This is a genomic window from Bradyrhizobium sp. 192, assembly GCF_023100965.1.
Lineage (GTDB): Bacteria > Pseudomonadota > Alphaproteobacteria > Rhizobiales > Xanthobacteraceae > Bradyrhizobium > Bradyrhizobium symbiodeficiens.
The window spans coordinates 5,668,546-5,684,483 of the sequence record NZ_CP064690.1 but is presented as its reverse complement, the minus strand read 5'-3'; the positions used below and the strand labels follow the sequence as shown (position 1 = coordinate 5,684,483).

Below are 15,938 nucleotides of genomic sequence, written 5' to 3'. Positions count from 1 at the left end.
GATGTTCGAACTCCCCGGGAACAGAGCTCACTGGCAGGTGAAGAGCTGATCGAGTACGGCGATATTCCCGCGTTCGCCGCGACGGGCCGAACCGTGCTTCATCACCTCGAACGGATCGGTGCCGTAGCCTTCCCGGTAGATGTCTTTCGATCTCGTCCTCAAAGCCGAAATGGCGGCTTCGATCTCGGGACTCAATGCTTGATCGCGATTCTTCCAGGTCAAGATCCAATAACCTGCAGTATCGCGATAGACGGTGAACCGCCGCGCCAGCTCGCCTCGTTCGAACAGGTCGGAGAATCCATTGAGCCAGAAATCGCAATTCTGTTTCTGGACATAGAAGAACTTTACGCCAAGGGATCGAAGGGTGGCCTCTGCCGTGTCGGCGCTTCCCAGTGCGATCTTCCTGAAGTCGCGCGCAACGTCACTCTGATAGGTGTGGATGATCTTGCCCCGCGTGAGCAGCGGCGAGAAATAGCAGGGCACCATTGCGCGGTAACCATTGAGGGCGAGGATGCGATCCGAGCCGGTCGATTGCTGCAGCTCGTCACAGCGCTGCCAGTTCAGTTTGACGTTGGGCATTCGATCGAGTGCCGTCCCCTGTACAAAGGTGATGGCCTCGTCATTCTTGAAGCTCTTCCAGGGATGTGCATTGGTCGCCCAGGCGCAGGCCACGAGGAGTGACACGAAGGCGACTGGGGGCGCGAAGCGATCGGCGAACCAGGCAGGCTTGACGCGCCGCACGAGGACCAGTCCCCAACAGACGATCCCGACGGTCGCAAGCGGAAATAATGCGTTGATATGGACGGATAACCTCATCAGACTCGGAATATTCAGCGTCAGATCCAGAAGTCGGACGCTGGCCAAGTAGGCGACGACAATGAAGAGCCCGACGGGATTGGACGATGTCCCCGGTTTCGAGACATCGGAGCGATCGGGGAACAGCCTCGAACCCGCGAACGTGACGGCACACATTGCGATTGTGATGAGAATTGCGACCAGCAGAACGGATCTCACCTGTTTGAGGAAGGCGAGCAATCCTGCCTTGCTGAGGAAATCGCTGACGTCCAGCGACTGCGCCAGCACGAAATAATCGAGAATATCGAGGCTGCCGAATTGCGAGAAACGCTCGACCGATGCGACCCGCCGGAACAGCGAGTACGGATTGGTTGCCGGAATTCCGAGATAGAAATAGTTGACGGAGAATGCCAGCACGCATCCGGCAATCGCCCCGAAGCCGAGCAGCACGCAGGTCTTGAGACCAGATCGGTCGCGCTGAAGCGCCTTGGTGAACGCTCCCAATGTCGAGATCAGGAAAACGAACGCTGCGTAGAGCGGATAAGACGCGGCAACGGCAAGGCCGCACATGCCGGCGGCAAGCCGATCCCGGCTCTGGGACGATCGAATGACGACCAACAGGAAGTAGACGAAGAAGGCGGCCGTCTGAAGGTGGTATTTGCCGAATTCCATGACGTAGAGGCCAGGCCTGAGGTTCGGCATCGTCTGCGGCCATGCGAGCCCGAGGACCGCCAAGGCGAACGCGATCGGTATCGTCGCGTCTTCCCAGCGGCGTCCAAGTGCCTGCAACGGCAAAACGAGGCGGGCGAGCTCGAAGATCACCGCGCCGATCCCGACGAAGTAGAGAAACGAGATGATCTGGGCAACATGGGGCGGCAGAAACGTCGCCAGCATCAGATGCAGCCCGTTTCCGTGGCCGACCTCGAAGTCGGAGAAGATGGGATTGTCGGCCGCGAGCCAGATGCTGTGATTTCTCGCAACCTCGGCAAGATACGGGGCGTAGAGCTGCTGGACGTCACTGGACATGACGTCAGGTATGAGAGCGCGATCGATGAACACCGTCGCCAGCAGCCATAGCCCGAGCACCGATGTTGCGAGCAGCGGCAAGGTCAGCGCAAATTTCCGCGGCTTTCTGAAGCTGCGGCTATCCCACAGCAGAACCGCGGCCGCAAATCCGAGAACGATTGGGGGGTACAGGATGGAAAGTGCGCCGAGCCCAAATCCCGTCAAGATGAGCGCGGCCGCGCCGACGAAGAACTCGTCGACGCGCTGAGTGGGCTCGTGCCTGATGAGCGAGAAGACCAGGCGTCCGGTCGCCATGATGAGCCAGCCGAGATACGGCGTCAGGACGATCCAGGCGAGGACGTAAAATCGAGTCGTCCAGCCGCCATCGAAGAGCAGGGTGCGGTAGGTGCCGGTTCGGTTGACGAACCAGATGGACAGTGCGGCAGTCACGAAGATGAGGACACGCAACGACCATGTCTCGACGCTGGCGCGCAGGCGCAGCCCGGTGGCTGCCATCGCTGGATCTTGTCTGGGGGCGCCCATGCTAGACCGGCGCTGCATCGGCTCGTTCGGTGATGGTCCGCGCCTGGTCGGGGCTGAAGCTGGCGCGCTCCGGCGCGATCAGCCATACCAGCCCGCCGAACAACCCGACGATCAGGGCGCCGAGACCCAGCAAGACCGATATCGCGAGCGCCTTGTCGGCTGCGATTCCAGCAAGACCGAGCGCAGCGACCATCGCGCCTTCGCGCACGCCCCATCCCCCGATCGAGATCGGAATCGCGGAGGACAGGATCACAAGCGGGACCAGGACGAAGGCGTCGAGTGCGGAGATCGGCGCCTGCAGTCCGATTGCGAGGACATAGCAGGTCGCGACGGTGATGAGGTGGACGGCAATGGCGGACCCAATCAGCATCGCTCGCCCCTCGGCCGCCAGCAACGGAGCCCGGACCAGCATCGCGAACTGCACGAACCTGGACGGCACGGCCGCGATCACGCCCGGCGGCCACCAGTCCAGCGTTACCAGGGCGATTGCGCCGAGGCATGCGGCCGACAGAATGATTGCGATCGCGAACAGGAGCGAATTGTCGGGGACGCGCGCCAGCAGGAACGGCAATCCCGCCAGGAGGATGAAACCAAGAGCCAACAGGCCGAGAAAGCGATCGGCCACGATGCTGCCGATCGTTTGCGACCATTGCACGCCATTCCGCCGCAGCATCCAGATCCGGACCGCGTCACCGCCCGCGGGCAGCACCTGATTGAAAAAGGTGCTGATGATGAGAATGCGCCAGCCGGGCAGCCAGCCCATGGGCACGCTCATGGCGCGGAGGATCAGGATCCAGCGGTGGCAGAGAACGAAGGTCTGGGCGAACAGCAGCAGCACCGCGAGTGCCAGCATGTGCAATTTGACGGCAAGCAGATCGGCTTGCAGGGACGACAAATCCTGGGTCCGCAACAGCAATACCAGGATCCCGATCGACACCGCGAACTTGACCAGGGTAACCAGTGCTTTTGCGGGCAGCTTCATCGGCTGGTGTCGTCCTCGATCATTCGCGGGTGGGATCGTCGAGCAGCGCGTGTGGTCGAATCTACCGTCGCACCAGATGCTCCGCGGCGAGCGCGCCAGTCCGGGTGACGTAGTCCTGGACCTCGGTGGCGTCGCCGCCATCGGGGGCCCAGTCGGGAAAGACCGTGCGTGAGGGATCGAACGGGCCGGCGGTGGTTTCGTGGAACACCAGCCATTCCGAGGTGATCAGGATCGAGTGGAAGACCTTCTCGGGCATTCGGTAATAGCAGCGCTTGCCCTGGCCGTAGGGCGCCATCTCGAGCACCTCGCGAATGCGGCCGTCATCCTCGAAGATCACGACCTGGGCGGTGCCCTCGATCACGTGAAACGATTCAGGTTTGCCGAGATGCTTGTGGGGCCGGACATAGGCCTCGCGGTGATGCACGATCAGCATCTCGTGCAGACCGGACGAGGGATCCGGGTGCGTGCACAGCCGGCTGCGCAGACGTGGGTTGCCGGCGGCGATGCGCTTCAGCTCCGCGATCGTGGCGTCGTCCGCCGTGACGATGGCGTCGTCCGAATAGTACACTTCCGGATTCTGCGCGCGCAGCGATGTCGACCGGCGCAGGCCGGCTTCATTCGAAGAAGATGAACCCATGGTCGCCCCGATAGCCGCAATTGTCGTAGATCCAGGCCCAGGTTTCCGGGCCGTGGAAGCTCAGGCAGGTGAGCTGCCAGTAGAGCAGGTTCGCCTTCTCGCGCTCGTTGCGGAACGATTCCACCATCAGATATTTCGAGGCGCCGCGTCCGACGCGTTCGATCTCCCGCACCGCGCGGAAGACGTCCTCGAGCGGAAGGTTGTGCAGCACACCGAGCGATACGACGAGGTCGAAGCCGTGATCGGGGTAGGGGAGCTCGACGGCGCTGCCGACCTGGAGCTGCGGCCGCACCTCCTCCTTGGCGTTGGCGATGCCGTAGTCGGAGATGTCGATGCCGGCGATCGTGAGGTCGGGGACGAGCTGGGTGAATTCATACAGCAAATAGCCCTTGCCGCAGCCGACATCGAGCACGCTCATGCCGGGCTTGATGCCGTAGCGATCGATCAGGGTCTGGGCGAGTGGGCGCCAGCGTCCGTCATAGCGATAGCCGCCATAGCCGTAACGCCGCTCGCCGTCCCAGTAGTCGCGCCCCCATTTCCGCGCGACGGTGGCGGATTCCGCCTTGTCGTGCTCGACCACGCGCTGAACGTAATTCCGCCTGGTCGAGGCGTGCATCGGCTGGAGCAGATTGATCTCGGTCATGGGGGCCAACCGGTCCGTGACATCGTCACAGGATGGTGGCGTATTTATTGACCAGCAGGATGTCCTCGACGGCCTGGATGTCCTTCTGCGACGACAGCGTGATTTCCTCGACGGCGGCGTGCAGGTCGCAGCCTTCGCGCAGCACGCGGTCGTAGATCTGTCGCCGCCGTGCCTCGTCGGGCGGCAGCATGAAGATGCTGTAGAGGATCAGGCCATTCAGGCGGGGCAATTCGTCCATGATGTCTTCGAGCACCATGTAGCTGCCGGGCATGATGTGCTCGACGGCACTGAGGAGGAATTGCAGGTTCTTGCGCCGCGCGTAGTCGCGGATCACGATGTTCTGGACGTGCTGCGGGGTGCGGCTGCCGTTCAGGGGCCGGGCACCGATATAGCCGCGATGGCCGGCTCGCTCAGCCATGGAAGCCTCCCGGCAGCTTGTATTGCATGCCGACCCGCGTCGCCGGGCGCAGCAGGATCGGCTCGAAGAACTCGCCGAAGCGCTTGTCCGCGTAGGGCGACATGATGCTCTTGAACCGGCAATTCATGCTCCAGCGCGTGCCGGGCTCCTCGTTGACGCGATTGCCGTGCATCAGGGTCTGATTGAACAGCATCACGTGACCGTAGGGGATCTCGATGAAGGTCGCGTGCGGCTTGATCGTCTTGTACAGCTCCTCGGCGCTGCGCAGGTCGGCCATCCGGTCCTGCATGTCGCCGTTCAGGGATGGCGGCAGCAGATACATCGCCTTGGTGTGGTGGACGTCCACCAGCGGCACCCACACCACGACCTCGAACGGCGAATCGCCCGACCAGACGTCGGAATGCGTGGCGAGCAGCGACGAGCTGTCGCCGGGCATCTGGATGCTGAGATTGACGCGGCGCTGCATGCAGAGCTCGTTGCCGACGATGGTCTCGATCGTCGAGCGCGCCAGGCGGAAATAGGTCGGCCGGAACCAGGCTTCGGCGTTGAGGCCATTGAAGACGTGCAGCCGCAGGCCGTTGAGATCGTCCACGCTCACCCTGGTGTGGATGCTGTCGAGCATCGCATAGGGGTCGTTGCTGTGCGGCAGCTTGAGATAGTCGGCCGCGAGCTCGGCGGCGCGCCGCTGGATGCGGTCGAGGCCCGCGCGATCATCGGCCGGCGTGGTGACGAAGCCGTTGTCGATGAAGCGCTGCGCCAACGCCTGCTCATCGGCCTGAAGGAAGTCGGTATCCGTCATGCAAAATACTCCCGGGCGATCGCACAGATATAGCTGATATCGGCGGCCGACAGGAACTGGTTGATGGGAAGCGTGAGGATCTGGTCCGCCTGCCGTTCCGTCACCGGGAACGCGCCGCGGCCTTGACCGAGATGCGCCGCCGCCGGCTGCAAATGGATCGGGACCGGATAGTGGATGGCCGTCTCGATGCCCTTGTCGGCAAGATATTTCTGGAAATCGTTGCGGCGGTCGGTCTGCACCACGAAGGTGTGGAAGGTGTTGAACTCGATGTTGCGGCAGGGCGGAATGAACAGGGGGAGCCCTGCGAGCTCGGCGCGGTATTGCGTGGCGTTGCGGCGCCGGCGTTCGATCACCGAGGGCAAATGACGCAGGCGAATGCGGAGCACCTCGGCCTGAAGCGTGTCGAGCCGTGAGACGATGCCCCATTCCTGGACGTCGCTGCGGTTGATCAGGCCGTGATTGCGAAGGCGGCGGATGCGTGCGGCCATCTCGGCGTCGGCGGTGACGAGGAAGCCGGCATCGCCGGCGGCGTTCAGATTCTTCAGCGGATGGGCGGAGAAGCAGCCGAACGTGCCGATGGTGCCGCTCATCCGGCCGTCATAGGTCGAGCCGACGGCCTGGGCGCTGTCCTCGATCACGGCGAGCGCGTGCTTGTCCGCGATCGCCATCAGCGGGCCCATGTCGGCCATGCGTCCGGTCAGGTGCACCGGCATGATCGCCTTGGTGCGGGGCGTGACGGCGGCCTCGACCGCGGCCGGATCGATGTTCTGGTCCGGGAGCACGTCCGCAAACACGGGCGTGGCGCCGACCGCGACGATCGCGGCGGTCGATGCCACGAACGAATTCGGCGGGGTGATCACCTCGTCGCCGGGACCGATGTCGAGCGCCCGCAGGGCGAGGATCAGCGCGTCGGTGCCTGAGTTCAGCGTCACCACATGGGGCGAGCCGAGATAGGCGGACAATTCTTCCTCGAGCTTTCCGACCGCCGCGCCGCCGATGAAGTCGCCGCGCTGGAATACGCCTTCCACCGCCTGCATGATCTCGGTGCGTTCTTCCTCGAACTGGGCGGGAAGATTGACGTAACCGATGCGCCGGCGGCCGGTGTCAGCGTCCATGGCAGAACTTCCTGACGGTCTCGATGACGCGATCCTGCTGGGCGCGGGTCAGATGCTGGTCGACGGGGAAGCTGATGACTTCCTTGGCGTGGCGATCGGTGACCGGGAAAGTGCCGGGCGCGTAGCCGAGATGCTTCAGGCCTTCCTGCTGATACAGCGGGATCGGATAGTGGATCTTGGCCTCGATGCCGTTGTCCAGGCAGTATTGGTAGAGCTCGTCGCGGCGCTCGGCGAACACCATGTAGAGATGGTAGACGTGCTTCACGTTGGGCCGGCGCTGCGGAACGCGCAAGCCGGGCAGGCCGGCAAGGCCGGCGTCGTAATACGCCGCGTTCTCGATCCGGCGGCGCGTGATCTCGCCGGTCTGGCCGATCAGCCAGTTGCCGACGACGGCCTGCAGGGAATCGAGCCGCGAGTTGCAGCCGAGGATCGAGATCTCGTCGCGGTTCTTCATGCCGTGGTTGCGGATCAGGCGCAGCTTCTCGTTCATGCCGTCGTCATTGGTGACGACGACGCCGGCATCGCCCCAGACGTTGAGGTTCTTGAGCGGATGCAGCGAGAAGCCGGCGGCGATGCCGTGGGTGCCGGAGCGCTTTCCCGCGAACTCCGACAGGATGCCCTGGCAGGCGTCCTCGACCACGGGGAGGTTGTGGCGCTGCGCGATCGGCATCAGCTTGCCCATGTCGGTGACCTCGCCGGTCAGCTGGACCGGCATGATCGCCTTGGTCTTTTTGGTGATGGCGGCTTCGACCTGGTCGACGTTCATGCAGAAGGAATCGTCGCAGTCGACCAGCACCGGCGTGGCGCCGGTTTCCGCGATCGCGCCGACGGTGGCGATGAAGGTGTTGGCGGCGGTGATGACCTCGTCGCCGTGGCCGACGCCGAGCGCCTTGAGCGGCAGCTTGAGCGCGTCGGTGCCGGATCCGACGCCGATGGCGTGGCGCACGCCGATCAGCTCGGCGAAGCGCTTCTCGAATTCGGCGACGGGCTTGCCAAGGGTGAAGTCACCGGTCGCAACCAGCCGGCCGATCTCGGCCAGAATGGGGGCGGGGTCGGAGAATTGCTCGAGCAGATAGGAATATCGAACGTCGTACATGTGACCCGTCAGGTGGAATGGAGTTGAGGGGAGGATGTGCGCGACGCCGCGAGCGCGTGCTCGATCGAAGTCGCGATGGCATTGGGCGCGAGGCCGTGCTTCTTCAGCAGCGAGTCCTGCGAGCCGTAATTGTGCATGAAGCGGTCCGGCAGCGACAGCCGCAGCATCGCGGGCAGGCCCGAACCAAGCTTGTCGATCAGCGTCTCCGCGACTGCGCTGCCGAGGCCGCCGGAGGGCACGTGCTCCTCCAGCGTTACCAGGAGCTTGATGCCGCGGATGGCCTGCAGCAGCGCTTCGGTGTCGAGCGGCTTCACCGTATGCATGTGCAGGATGCCGGCGCGGACACCCTGCGCGGCCAGCAGGTCGGCTGCGGCGATGGCACGCTGGAGCATGATGCCGGTGGTCACCATGAGGACGTCGCCCGGCGGGCGCATCAGGATGGCCTTGCCGATCTCGAAGCCGTGCTCGGCCTTGGAGACGATGGCGTCGCCGCCCTTGCCGAGCCGGATGTAGATCGGTCCGGTCCAGTCGAGCGTCTTGTCCATCATGCGCGCGGCCTCGTCGGCATCGCACGGGCAGATCACCGTCATGTTCGGCAGCGCCCGCATGATGGCGATGTCTTCGATCGCCTGGTGGGTGGGGCCGAGCGGTGCGTAGACCAGCCCGCCGCCATTGGCGATCAGGCGCACCGGCAGATTGTGCAGACAGAGATCGACGGCGACTTGCTCGTAGCAGCGGCGGGTGAGGAAGGTCGCGATGGTATTGACGTAAGGCACGAAGCCTTCCATCGCGAGACCGGCCGACATGCCGATGATGTGCGCTTCCGAAATGCCCTCGATCAGATGGCGCTTGGGAAACTCCTTGCTCATCGCACGCAAGGTGCCGGCGCCCGGATCGGAGCCGATGTAGAGCACACGCTCGTCGCGCGCGGCGAGCTTGTGGACCATGTTCATCGCGGTGTTGCGCATGGGGAGCCGATCAAAAATCGCCGACGGCGACGCGGATGGCGTCGAGCTCGGTGTCGGACAGCTTGTTCTTGTGATGCCAGTCGGCGTTGGATTCCGCGGGCGGCAGACCCTTGCCTTTGACGGTATGGCAGATCACCGCGGTGGGTTTGCCCGGAACGGCCGGGACCTGCTTCAGGACGGTGCGCAGGGCGCCGACGTCGTGGCCGTTGAGCTCCTGCACGGCAAAGCCGAAGCTGCGCCATTTGTCTGCGAGTGGCTCCAGCGGCAGGACGTAGTCGGTCGGCCCGTAGCTCTGGAGCTTGTTGTAGTCGATCATCGCGACGAGGTTGTCGAGCCCGTGCTTGGCCGCGCCCATGGCGGCCTCCCACACCGATCCCTCGTTGATCTCGCCGTCGCCGAGCAGCACGAAGGTCCGGTAGCTGCGCTCGCGCATGCGGGCGGCGAGCGCGAGGCCGACGCCGATCGACAGGCCGTGTCCGAGTGCCCCGGTCGAGGCCTCGACCCCGGGCACCATGCCGTATTCGGGATGTCCGCCCAAAATACTGTCGGAGCCGCAAAAGCCGTCCAGCTCCGACAGCGGGAAGAAGCCGCGATCGGCCAGCAGCGCATAGAGCGCCAGACAACCGTGTCCCTTGCTGAGGATGGCGCGGTCGCGTTCGGGATCGCGCGGGTTCTGCGGGTCGATCCGCAGCACGTCGTCGTAGAGCACGCGGACCATCTCGATCAGCGACAGCGCTGGACCGACATGGCCGCGTCCCGCGGAGCGGACAGAACCGAGGACCAGGCGGCGCAAATAGAGACTGCGCTCGTCCAGCGTGCAGGTGAGGGCGGCTTCAGCGTGGGGTGAGATCTGGATCACGTTGGCAAATCGTTTGATGAAGCCGGCGGGCTTTGTCGAGCTGACCGGCGAGGCGGACCGTCAGATCGCCACCTTGCGCAACCAAGGCGCGCCGGGAGCGGCTTTCGGGCAAATAAGCATTCAGGACAATCAGGCACCAGATCGCCCCGAACACAGGATACAGTACGTCACGGCGGATCGCAAACGCGTCATCCCCAGCCTCGAAGGCGCGCGAGAGCCGTTCGATCAAGCGATTCGCGCTAGCCTCGGGCAGATCGCTGCCGGGGTGAATCGCGGTGTCGGACACGAGTTTGACCGGATCGTCCCAGCCGAAATATTCGAAGTCGATGAAGCGCAGCCTGCCGTCTTGGCCGCGCAGCGCATTGTGCAATCCGAAATCCGACGGGCTCAATGCGCGATGCGCGGGCAAAAGGTCCGCTGCAGGATCGCGCCCCAGTTCCGCATAGCGCCGGCGGAGCCGCTGAATGGCGGCGGCAGTGCTGGGAACCAGGCTGCCGTCGACGAAGGCGCGCAAGTCCGGATGATCGTCGGAGGCCCGCCTCAGTCCGTCCAGGCGCTGCTCGTACTGGGCGATGGCTTCTTCGGGTGAAAAGATGCTGGCTGACGCGTTCCGCAAGGTGCGCGCACCTACGGCGTCGCGCAGCTTCTGCAATTCGATCAGGAAATCGGCCAGCTGGTCGGCATCGTCGTCCTGGGGATGCAGCACCGCCGCGTCGCCGTCGAACCATTGATACAGCGCGCAGAACGCATCGGCGTCCTTTGCGATCGGCCGCGGCGTCGAGGCGATGCCGTGGCGCGACAAAAAAGTGAGCGCGTCATATTCCTGTCCCAGGCGGTCGCGCCCGTCGGACGGATAATGCTTGAGGGCGAGGGGCGGCCCCTCCGCCATCTCCAGCCGAAACACCCTGTTGTTGCCGCCGGATCGCGCCGGCAGCGCGGCCGCGACCCGGGCCCCCGCCAGACGACTGCCGATCTCCACTGCATCCGCTGCGCCGATGTCGGGCTCGCTCATGCCGCAAACACCTCGTCGTGGATGCCGGCCCATGTCGCGATCGGCTTGCAATGTTCGGGGTGCAGGGACCGCGAACGCGTGAGCAGGATCGCTCGCGTGCCCTTCGGGAAATGCGGCTGCTCGAACACCTCGACGAGATCGTCGATGAAGATGTCCAGCTCCAGGCTCGCGAGCCTGTCGACCTTGGCGGCCATCGTATCCTCGAAATAAACATCCCCGCTGGCCACCGCCGCGTCCGCAGCGTCGATGAGGCCGGCGCCACGGAGCCAGCCGCGTGCGGCCTCGCGCAGGTCGGTATGGTCGGGGTCCTGATGACCGAATCGGGTCTTGTGGCTGACGATGTACACCTTGGCGCCGGTCTGTCTGCACGCCACGAGGAATTCGCGAACGCCCGGATAGATCTCGGCGCCGCCAATGCCCTTGCCATAGACGAAGCCTTGCAGGCCTTGCCAGGCGAACTCGCCACCCGTGCGGGATCGCAAGAGATCCCGCACATCGTTCTTCAGCCCCTCCCAGCCCTCCGGCACCAGGTCGCGCTGACGCGCCGCGGCGGCAAAGACCTTGTCGTAGCAGATGATCGTGTTGTCGAAATCGATGCCGATCCGCACGCCGCTCACTTCAGGCTGATGTTCTGCATCATCTTGATGTTGAAATACCGGGGGTCGTTGAGCGAGTTCGGCAGGCGGCCGGACCTGAAGGCGTCCACCAGGCCGGACACGGCCTGCTCGATCGTGTGCGTCGGCGCAAATCCGAGCTCGCGGCGGATCTTCTCCGAGGAGACGTGATAGGAGCGCAGGTCGTCGGTCGGCTCGACGGCCACTTCGACGTTGTTTCCGACCACCGATTTGACGATGTCGGCGATCTTCATCAGCGAGTGGTTCTCGTAGCCGATGTTGTAGGTCTTGCCGTCGATCTTCGCGTCATCCTGCTGCAGCAGGAACAGATAGGCCGCCGACATGTCCTGGATGTGCAGGTTGGGCCGCTTCTGCGTTCCGCCGAACACGCGGATGCGGCCGGTGTTGACCGCGAGGTTGGTCAGGATGTTGACGACGACGTCGAGCCGCTGCCGCGGTGCGTAGCCGCAGACGGTGGCGGGACGAACCGTGCAGGCGACGAAGCCGGAAGCGGCCTCTTCGGCGAGGTCGGTCTCGCACATCGCCTTGAACTTGGAGTAGTCGGTGAGCGGCTCGCAGGACAGTTCCTCGGTCACCTCGGCCTCGTCCTTGATGCCGTAGACGCTCGACGAGGAGGCGTAGATGAAGCGCTTGATGCCGGCCTTCTTGGCGGCGCGCACCATCGGACGGAAGCAGTCGTAGTTGATGGACTTGCCGAGCCCCGGATCCAACTCGAACGAGGGGTCGTTGGAGATGCAGGCGAGGTGGATCACGGCGTTGTTGCCGCGCAGGGCCTCGTTGATCGCGGCCTCATCGCGGATGTCGCCCTTGATCAGGCGAAGGTTCGGATGTTTGCGAACCGCGTCGAAGACGGATTCGCCATACATGAACAGGTCGAGCACCGTGACCTTGTGGCCCGCTGCCAGCAACTGGGGAACCAGCACGCTGCCGACATAGCCGGCACCACCGGTGACCATCACGTTCCATTTCTGATCAATCACTGTCGTTCTCCAGATTTCCGGTTCGCGTCACTTCAACAACGCGGTGACGAATTTGACCAGCGGCGCCTTTTCGACCGAGTTGCGGTGACCGACGATGCCGACCTTGATCGCGCCGGCGGCGTTGCCGATGAAGGCGACGTCCTCGATATTGCCGCCGGCCGCCACCAGCGGCGCCGTGATGGTCAGGAAGGCGTCGCCGGCGCCGACCGTGTCGACGACGGTCTTGGTGAAAGCGGGCACGCGCGCGACACCGGTCTTCGACGAGAAGGGGTAGCAGCCGAAGGAGCCGTGCGTGATGATCATGTTGTCGCAATCGATCTTGCGGTGCAGGCCATCCTCGATCACCGACGCGATGTCGCTGAACTTGTCGGTCGCGGCCAGACGTGCTTCCGGCGCGTCGATGCAGACGTAGTCGGCCCGCGGATATTTCGTGATCAGATTGTAGCCGTGGTTTCCGCTGTTGCTCTGGGCGTTGACCGCCAGGAACTTGGAGTTCGCGATCAGCGTGTCGATGGTGCTGGACGCGATCATGCCGTGACCGAAATCGGTGACGATCACCACGTCCCCGCCACGAACGCGCTCGGCGGTGATCCGGTCGATCTCCTTGCGCTCGGCCTCGTCGAGCGGCGTGTCGTCCATGGTGTAGACTTCGAAGAGCTTGTGCAGATAGCCCATCTCGACGTACCGCAATTTGCGGGTCGTCGGACGGCCCTGAATGCGGATCGGCGTCAGCGTGACGTTCGGGCGGACATGCGCGCGAATGAACTCCTCGGGGTAGTCGTTGCCACCCAGCGTCGTGACGATCTCCACCGACTTGCAGAAGCTCGCGACGTGATTGGCCGCGGCAATGACGCCGCCAGCAAATTGCTCGCCGTTCTTGAGCAGGGTGGCGACGATGTTCTCCTTCGAAGCCTTCCCGAGCGCCGTGACGTACTGGTATTCGTCGATGATGGTATCGCCGACCAGCACGACGTGCATGTCCTGGATCTTGTCGATCAGCTTCAGCAGGCGTTCGGCGCCGCCGCCTTCGCGCACCTTCTGGAGGTAGTCGCGCAGCGGGGGATCGTAGATGTCGAAATAGCGGTTCAGCAGCGACGACGAGCTGAAGGTGACGTCGCGCGTGAAGACGATTCGCCCGCCATGACGTTCGACGACCTCGCGCTCGGTGGCGATCTTGCCGGTGACGTCGTCCTCGGGGTTCTCGTAGTCCGAGCCCTTCACGTAGGTGTCGGGGCGCACGGTGTCGAGGACGGGCTCGGCGCTGGAAGTCCGGTTGATGCCGACCCAGTCGACCGTGCCGAGCGCGGCCAGCATCTCGGCGCGCATGTTCTCCGGGAAGATCGGCCGCCCCGGCCCCTTGTTGACGAAACGGTCGGCGGTGATGGTCACGATGACCACGTCGGCCTCGTTGCGCGCCGCCAGGATGTGCCGGACGTGGCCGAGATGCACCAGATCGAACACGCCGTGGCAGAGCGCGACGGTCAAGCCCTTGGCCTGCGCGGCGCGCGCAATCTCGCCCAGCTCCTCGATCGTCTTGATCTTGTCGTGCGGTGCCGGATGGCCGGTCGACTTGTCTGTCGCAGCATTACCCATGTGAATTACCTAAAGCGCCGGCAGCTCTCAGATGGCCGGACCGAAATGATCGACTCGCAGCAACGATATCCGGCGAGCCTGTTCAAGAGCTTGCCTTTTGCGGCGAGCCGTCGTCACCGAGATATTTGAACCAATCCTTGGTGGCGTCGGCGATCTTGTCGACCGTCCACAAGGGCGCATCCTTGTACTGATCCATCGACTTCAGCATCGTCGCGACGCCGTCCTCGAATTTCACTTTCGGCGTCCAGTTCAGGACCCGCTTGATCTCAGTGATGTCGGCGTAGGTGCAATCGGGCTCGCCCGGACGCTTGGGAATATGGACCTTGTCGCCGCCGAGAAGCTCGACCAGCCGGTTGACGCTGTAGGTGTTGTCCGAGCCGACGTTGAATACCTGGTGCGAGATATCGGAGCGCGCGGCGGTGACGAAGGCGTCCGCGACGTCGCTGACGAAGGTAAAATCGCGCGTCTGCTCGCCGTCGCCGACCACCGTGAAGGGCTTGCCGGCGAGCTTCTGCGCCATGAAGACACCGAACACGGCGCCGTAGGTGCCCGTGGTGCGATGCCGCGGCCCGTACACGTTGAACAGGCGCAGCGCCACCGCGGGAAGCTTGTAGACTTGGCACCAGTGCATGACGCACTGCTCACCGAGATTCTTGGTGAGCGCGTAGGGATACATCGGCCGGATCTCGGCGCTCTCGGGCGTCGGATAGACGTCGGGAATACCGTAGCAGGACGACGAGGCGGCGTAGACGAAGCGCTTGGCGCCGGCGTGCCGCGCCGCTTCGAGAACGTTGACCGTGCCGTCGACATTGGCGCGGTGATAGGGGATCGGGGACTCGATCGATGGAACGATGTCGGCCAGCGCCGCCAGATGGAAGACCCAGTCGATACCGTGGAAATACGGCTTGATCTGCTCGAGGTCGGTGACGTCGGCCCGCACGACCTTCAACCGGCTCGAACCGGCGCGTGCGGCCAGATTTTCGGGGCGCCCGATGACGAAATTGTCGAGCGCTATGACCTCGTGGCCGTCGTCGAGGAGACGATCGACGAGGTGACTTCCAATGAATCCGGCGCCGCCAGTAACGATGCATTTCATGAGGAACATCCGTGACGCGAATGCCCAGCGAAACAGGCCCGCCAATGGTGAGTGAAACCCGAAAGCCGACTACCAGCCGCTCGCTGACTTTGCAAGTATTATACCTTTGCAATCCTTGGTAATAGCCGGTATCACCCGGACATGTTGCAATCGAGCCGCCAGCCCATGCCCGCCGTGTCCGTCGATCCCGATCACAAGGCTTTCCTCGACGATTACGTGGGACGCCTCCATCGCGCGACAGCGGTCGACGACGGCGTTTTCGCCGCGATCTCCGCCACCCGCGCCCTCTGGTTGCGCGCGCGCGAGCAGGGCGGCCGCGTCATCTTCATTGGTAACGGCGGCTCGGCCGGCATCGCCTCGCATCTGGCGATCGATCTCGCGAAGAACGCGTCGGTGCCTGCGCTCTGCTTCAGCGACGCGAGCATGATGTCGTGCCTTGCCAACGACTACGGGTTCGAGGACTGGATCGCGCACGCGGTGCGGTTGAGCGCCCGTGCCGGCGACTGCCTCGTCGCGATCAGCTCGTCGGGGCGCTCGAAGAACATCCTCAAGGCGGTTGCGCAGGCGCGGACGATGAAGCTCGACGTGATCACGCTGTCGGGTATGAACGCGGACAATCCGCTGCGCAATCTCGGCGACGTCAACTTCTTCGTCGACAGCCGCAGCTACAACATTGTCGAGACCACGCACCAGTTCTGGATGATGGCCGCGATCGACCTCGTGATCGGTCGCGCGGAATATCCGGCATCCTGAGGCGGGCAT

General features: G+C 63.9%; 16 protein-coding genes. 1 reads left to right on the top strand and 15 read right to left on the bottom strand.

The window, feature by feature from the left end; translation table 11 throughout:
* Positions 1-27: 27 nt before the first annotated feature.
* The 15 genes from IVB24_RS26520 to IVB24_RS26450 all read right to left on the bottom strand — a co-directional run bounded on the left by IVB24_RS26520 (position 28) and on the right by IVB24_RS26450 (position 15,176).
* A complete protein-coding gene (locus tag IVB24_RS26520) occupies positions 28-2,316 on the bottom strand; it encodes a hypothetical protein (protein WP_247769562.1) in 2,289 nt (762 codons plus the stop codon).
* Between the two features lie 28 nt (positions 2,317-2,344).
* Positions 2,345-3,325: a lysylphosphatidylglycerol synthase transmembrane domain-containing protein gene (locus IVB24_RS26515; protein WP_247769561.1), complete on the bottom strand. Its 981-nt coding sequence runs from the start codon at positions 3,323-3,325 to the stop codon at positions 2,345-2,347.
* Between the two features lie 61 nt (positions 3,326-3,386).
* The gene (locus tag IVB24_RS26510) at positions 3,387-3,962 is read right to left on the bottom strand and encodes a WbuC family cupin fold metalloprotein (RefSeq protein ID WP_094972020.1); all 576 of its coding nucleotides are present in this window, start codon (positions 3,960-3,962) and stop codon (positions 3,387-3,389) included.
* Positions 3,940-4,605, bottom strand: a complete 666-nt coding sequence (locus tag IVB24_RS26505) for a class I SAM-dependent methyltransferase (RefSeq protein WP_094972019.1) — start codon at positions 4,603-4,605, stop codon at positions 3,940-3,942. The genes IVB24_RS26510 and IVB24_RS26505 overlap by 23 nt, the downstream gene beginning before the upstream one ends.
* A 25-nt stretch (positions 4,606-4,630) precedes the next feature.
* Positions 4,631-5,023, bottom strand: coding sequence for an LIC12192 family sporadic carbohydrate cluster protein (locus tag IVB24_RS26500; protein ID WP_094972018.1), 393 nt, complete (start codon positions 5,021-5,023; stop codon positions 4,631-4,633).
* Positions 5,016-5,822 (bottom strand): sporadic carbohydrate cluster 2OG-Fe(II) oxygenase, encoded by an 807-nt coding sequence (locus IVB24_RS26495; RefSeq protein WP_094972017.1) that lies wholly within the window; start codon positions 5,820-5,822, stop codon positions 5,016-5,018. The genes IVB24_RS26500 and IVB24_RS26495 overlap by 8 nt, the downstream gene beginning before the upstream one ends.
* The gene (locus IVB24_RS26490; RefSeq protein WP_247769560.1) at positions 5,819-6,937 is read right to left on the bottom strand and encodes a DegT/DnrJ/EryC1/StrS family aminotransferase; all 1,119 of its coding nucleotides are present in this window, start codon (positions 6,935-6,937) and stop codon (positions 5,819-5,821) included. Before IVB24_RS26490 ends, IVB24_RS26495 begins: the two co-directional genes overlap by 4 nt.
* Positions 6,927-8,033 carry a DegT/DnrJ/EryC1/StrS family aminotransferase gene (locus IVB24_RS26485; RefSeq protein WP_094895402.1) on the bottom strand — a complete coding sequence of 369 codons (1,107 nt, stop codon included), beginning with the start codon at positions 8,031-8,033 and terminating at the stop codon, positions 6,927-6,929. Before IVB24_RS26485 ends, IVB24_RS26490 begins: the two co-directional genes overlap by 11 nt.
* 8 nt (positions 8,034-8,041) lie before the next feature.
* Entirely contained in the window at positions 8,042-9,001 is a 960-nt protein-coding gene (locus tag IVB24_RS26480) for a transketolase C-terminal domain-containing protein (RefSeq protein ID WP_094972014.1), read from the bottom strand.
* Positions 9,002-9,011: 10 nt separating this feature from the next.
* Positions 9,012-9,860: a transketolase gene (locus IVB24_RS26475; protein WP_094972013.1), complete on the bottom strand. Its 849-nt coding sequence runs from the start codon at positions 9,858-9,860 to the stop codon at positions 9,012-9,014.
* Positions 9,835-10,872 (bottom strand): aminoglycoside phosphotransferase family protein, encoded by a 1,038-nt coding sequence (locus IVB24_RS26470; RefSeq protein ID WP_247769559.1) that lies wholly within the window; start codon positions 10,870-10,872, stop codon positions 9,835-9,837. The genes IVB24_RS26475 and IVB24_RS26470 overlap by 26 nt, the downstream gene beginning before the upstream one ends.
* A complete protein-coding gene (locus IVB24_RS26465) occupies positions 10,869-11,480 on the bottom strand; it encodes a hypothetical protein (protein WP_247769558.1) in 612 nt (203 codons plus the stop codon). Before IVB24_RS26465 ends, IVB24_RS26470 begins: the two co-directional genes overlap by 4 nt.
* A gap of 5 nt (positions 11,481-11,485) precedes the next feature.
* Positions 11,486-12,487, bottom strand: coding sequence for an SDR family oxidoreductase (locus IVB24_RS26460; RefSeq protein WP_247769557.1), 1,002 nt, complete (start codon positions 12,485-12,487; stop codon positions 11,486-11,488).
* A 27-nt stretch (positions 12,488-12,514) separates the two neighbouring features.
* Positions 12,515-14,080: a PfkB family carbohydrate kinase gene (locus IVB24_RS26455; protein WP_247769556.1), complete on the bottom strand. Its 1,566-nt coding sequence runs from the start codon at positions 14,078-14,080 to the stop codon at positions 12,515-12,517.
* A gap of 82 nt (positions 14,081-14,162) precedes the next feature.
* Complete coding sequence (locus tag IVB24_RS26450) at positions 14,163-15,176, bottom strand: SDR family oxidoreductase (RefSeq protein WP_094972494.1); 1,014 nt, start codon at positions 15,174-15,176, stop codon at positions 14,163-14,165.
* A gap of 165 nt (positions 15,177-15,341) precedes the next feature.
* On the opposite strand from IVB24_RS26450, the gene IVB24_RS26445 reads away from it, so the two are divergent.
* Positions 15,342-15,929 (top strand): SIS domain-containing protein, encoded by a 588-nt coding sequence (locus IVB24_RS26445; protein ID WP_247769555.1) that lies wholly within the window; start codon positions 15,342-15,344, stop codon positions 15,927-15,929.
* Positions 15,930-15,938: the final 9 nt, after the last annotated feature.

Excerpts from the sequence above, each read along its gene's own strand:
- IVB24_RS26520 (WP_247769562.1), bottom strand. The coding sequence starts at position 2,316 with ATGGCAGCCACCGGGCTGCGCCTGCGCGCCAGCGTCGAGACATGGTCG.
- IVB24_RS26515 (WP_247769561.1), bottom strand. The coding sequence starts at position 3,325 with ATGAAGCTGCCCGCAAAAGCACTGGTTACCCTGGTCAAGTTCGCGGTG.
- IVB24_RS26510 (WP_094972020.1), bottom strand. The coding sequence starts at position 3,962 with ATGGGTTCATCTTCTTCGAATGAAGCCGGCCTGCGCCGGTCGACATCG.
- IVB24_RS26505 (WP_094972019.1), bottom strand. The coding sequence starts at position 4,605 with ATGACCGAGATCAATCTGCTCCAGCCGATGCACGCCTCGACCAGGCGG.
- IVB24_RS26500 (WP_094972018.1), bottom strand. The coding sequence starts at position 5,023 with ATGGCTGAGCGAGCCGGCCATCGCGGCTATATCGGTGCCCGGCCCCTG.
- IVB24_RS26495 (WP_094972017.1), bottom strand. The coding sequence starts at position 5,822 with ATGACGGATACCGACTTCCTTCAGGCCGATGAGCAGGCGTTGGCGCAG.
- IVB24_RS26490 (WP_247769560.1), bottom strand. The coding sequence starts at position 6,937 with ATGGACGCTGACACCGGCCGCCGGCGCATCGGTTACGTCAATCTTCCC.
- IVB24_RS26485 (WP_094895402.1), bottom strand. The coding sequence starts at position 8,033 with ATGTACGACGTTCGATATTCCTATCTGCTCGAGCAATTCTCCGACCCC.
- IVB24_RS26480 (WP_094972014.1), bottom strand. The coding sequence starts at position 9,001 with ATGCGCAACACCGCGATGAACATGGTCCACAAGCTCGCCGCGCGCGAC.
- IVB24_RS26470 (WP_247769559.1), bottom strand. The coding sequence starts at position 10,872 with ATGAGCGAGCCCGACATCGGCGCAGCGGATGCAGTGGAGATCGGCAGT.
- IVB24_RS26455 (WP_247769556.1), bottom strand. The coding sequence starts at position 14,080 with ATGGGTAATGCTGCGACAGACAAGTCGACCGGCCATCCGGCACCGCAC.
- IVB24_RS26450 (WP_094972494.1), bottom strand. The coding sequence starts at position 15,176 with ATGAAATGCATCGTTACTGGCGGCGCCGGATTCATTGGAAGTCACCTC.
- IVB24_RS26445 (WP_247769555.1), top strand. The coding sequence starts at position 15,342 with ATGCCCGCCGTGTCCGTCGATCCCGATCACAAGGCTTTCCTCGACGAT.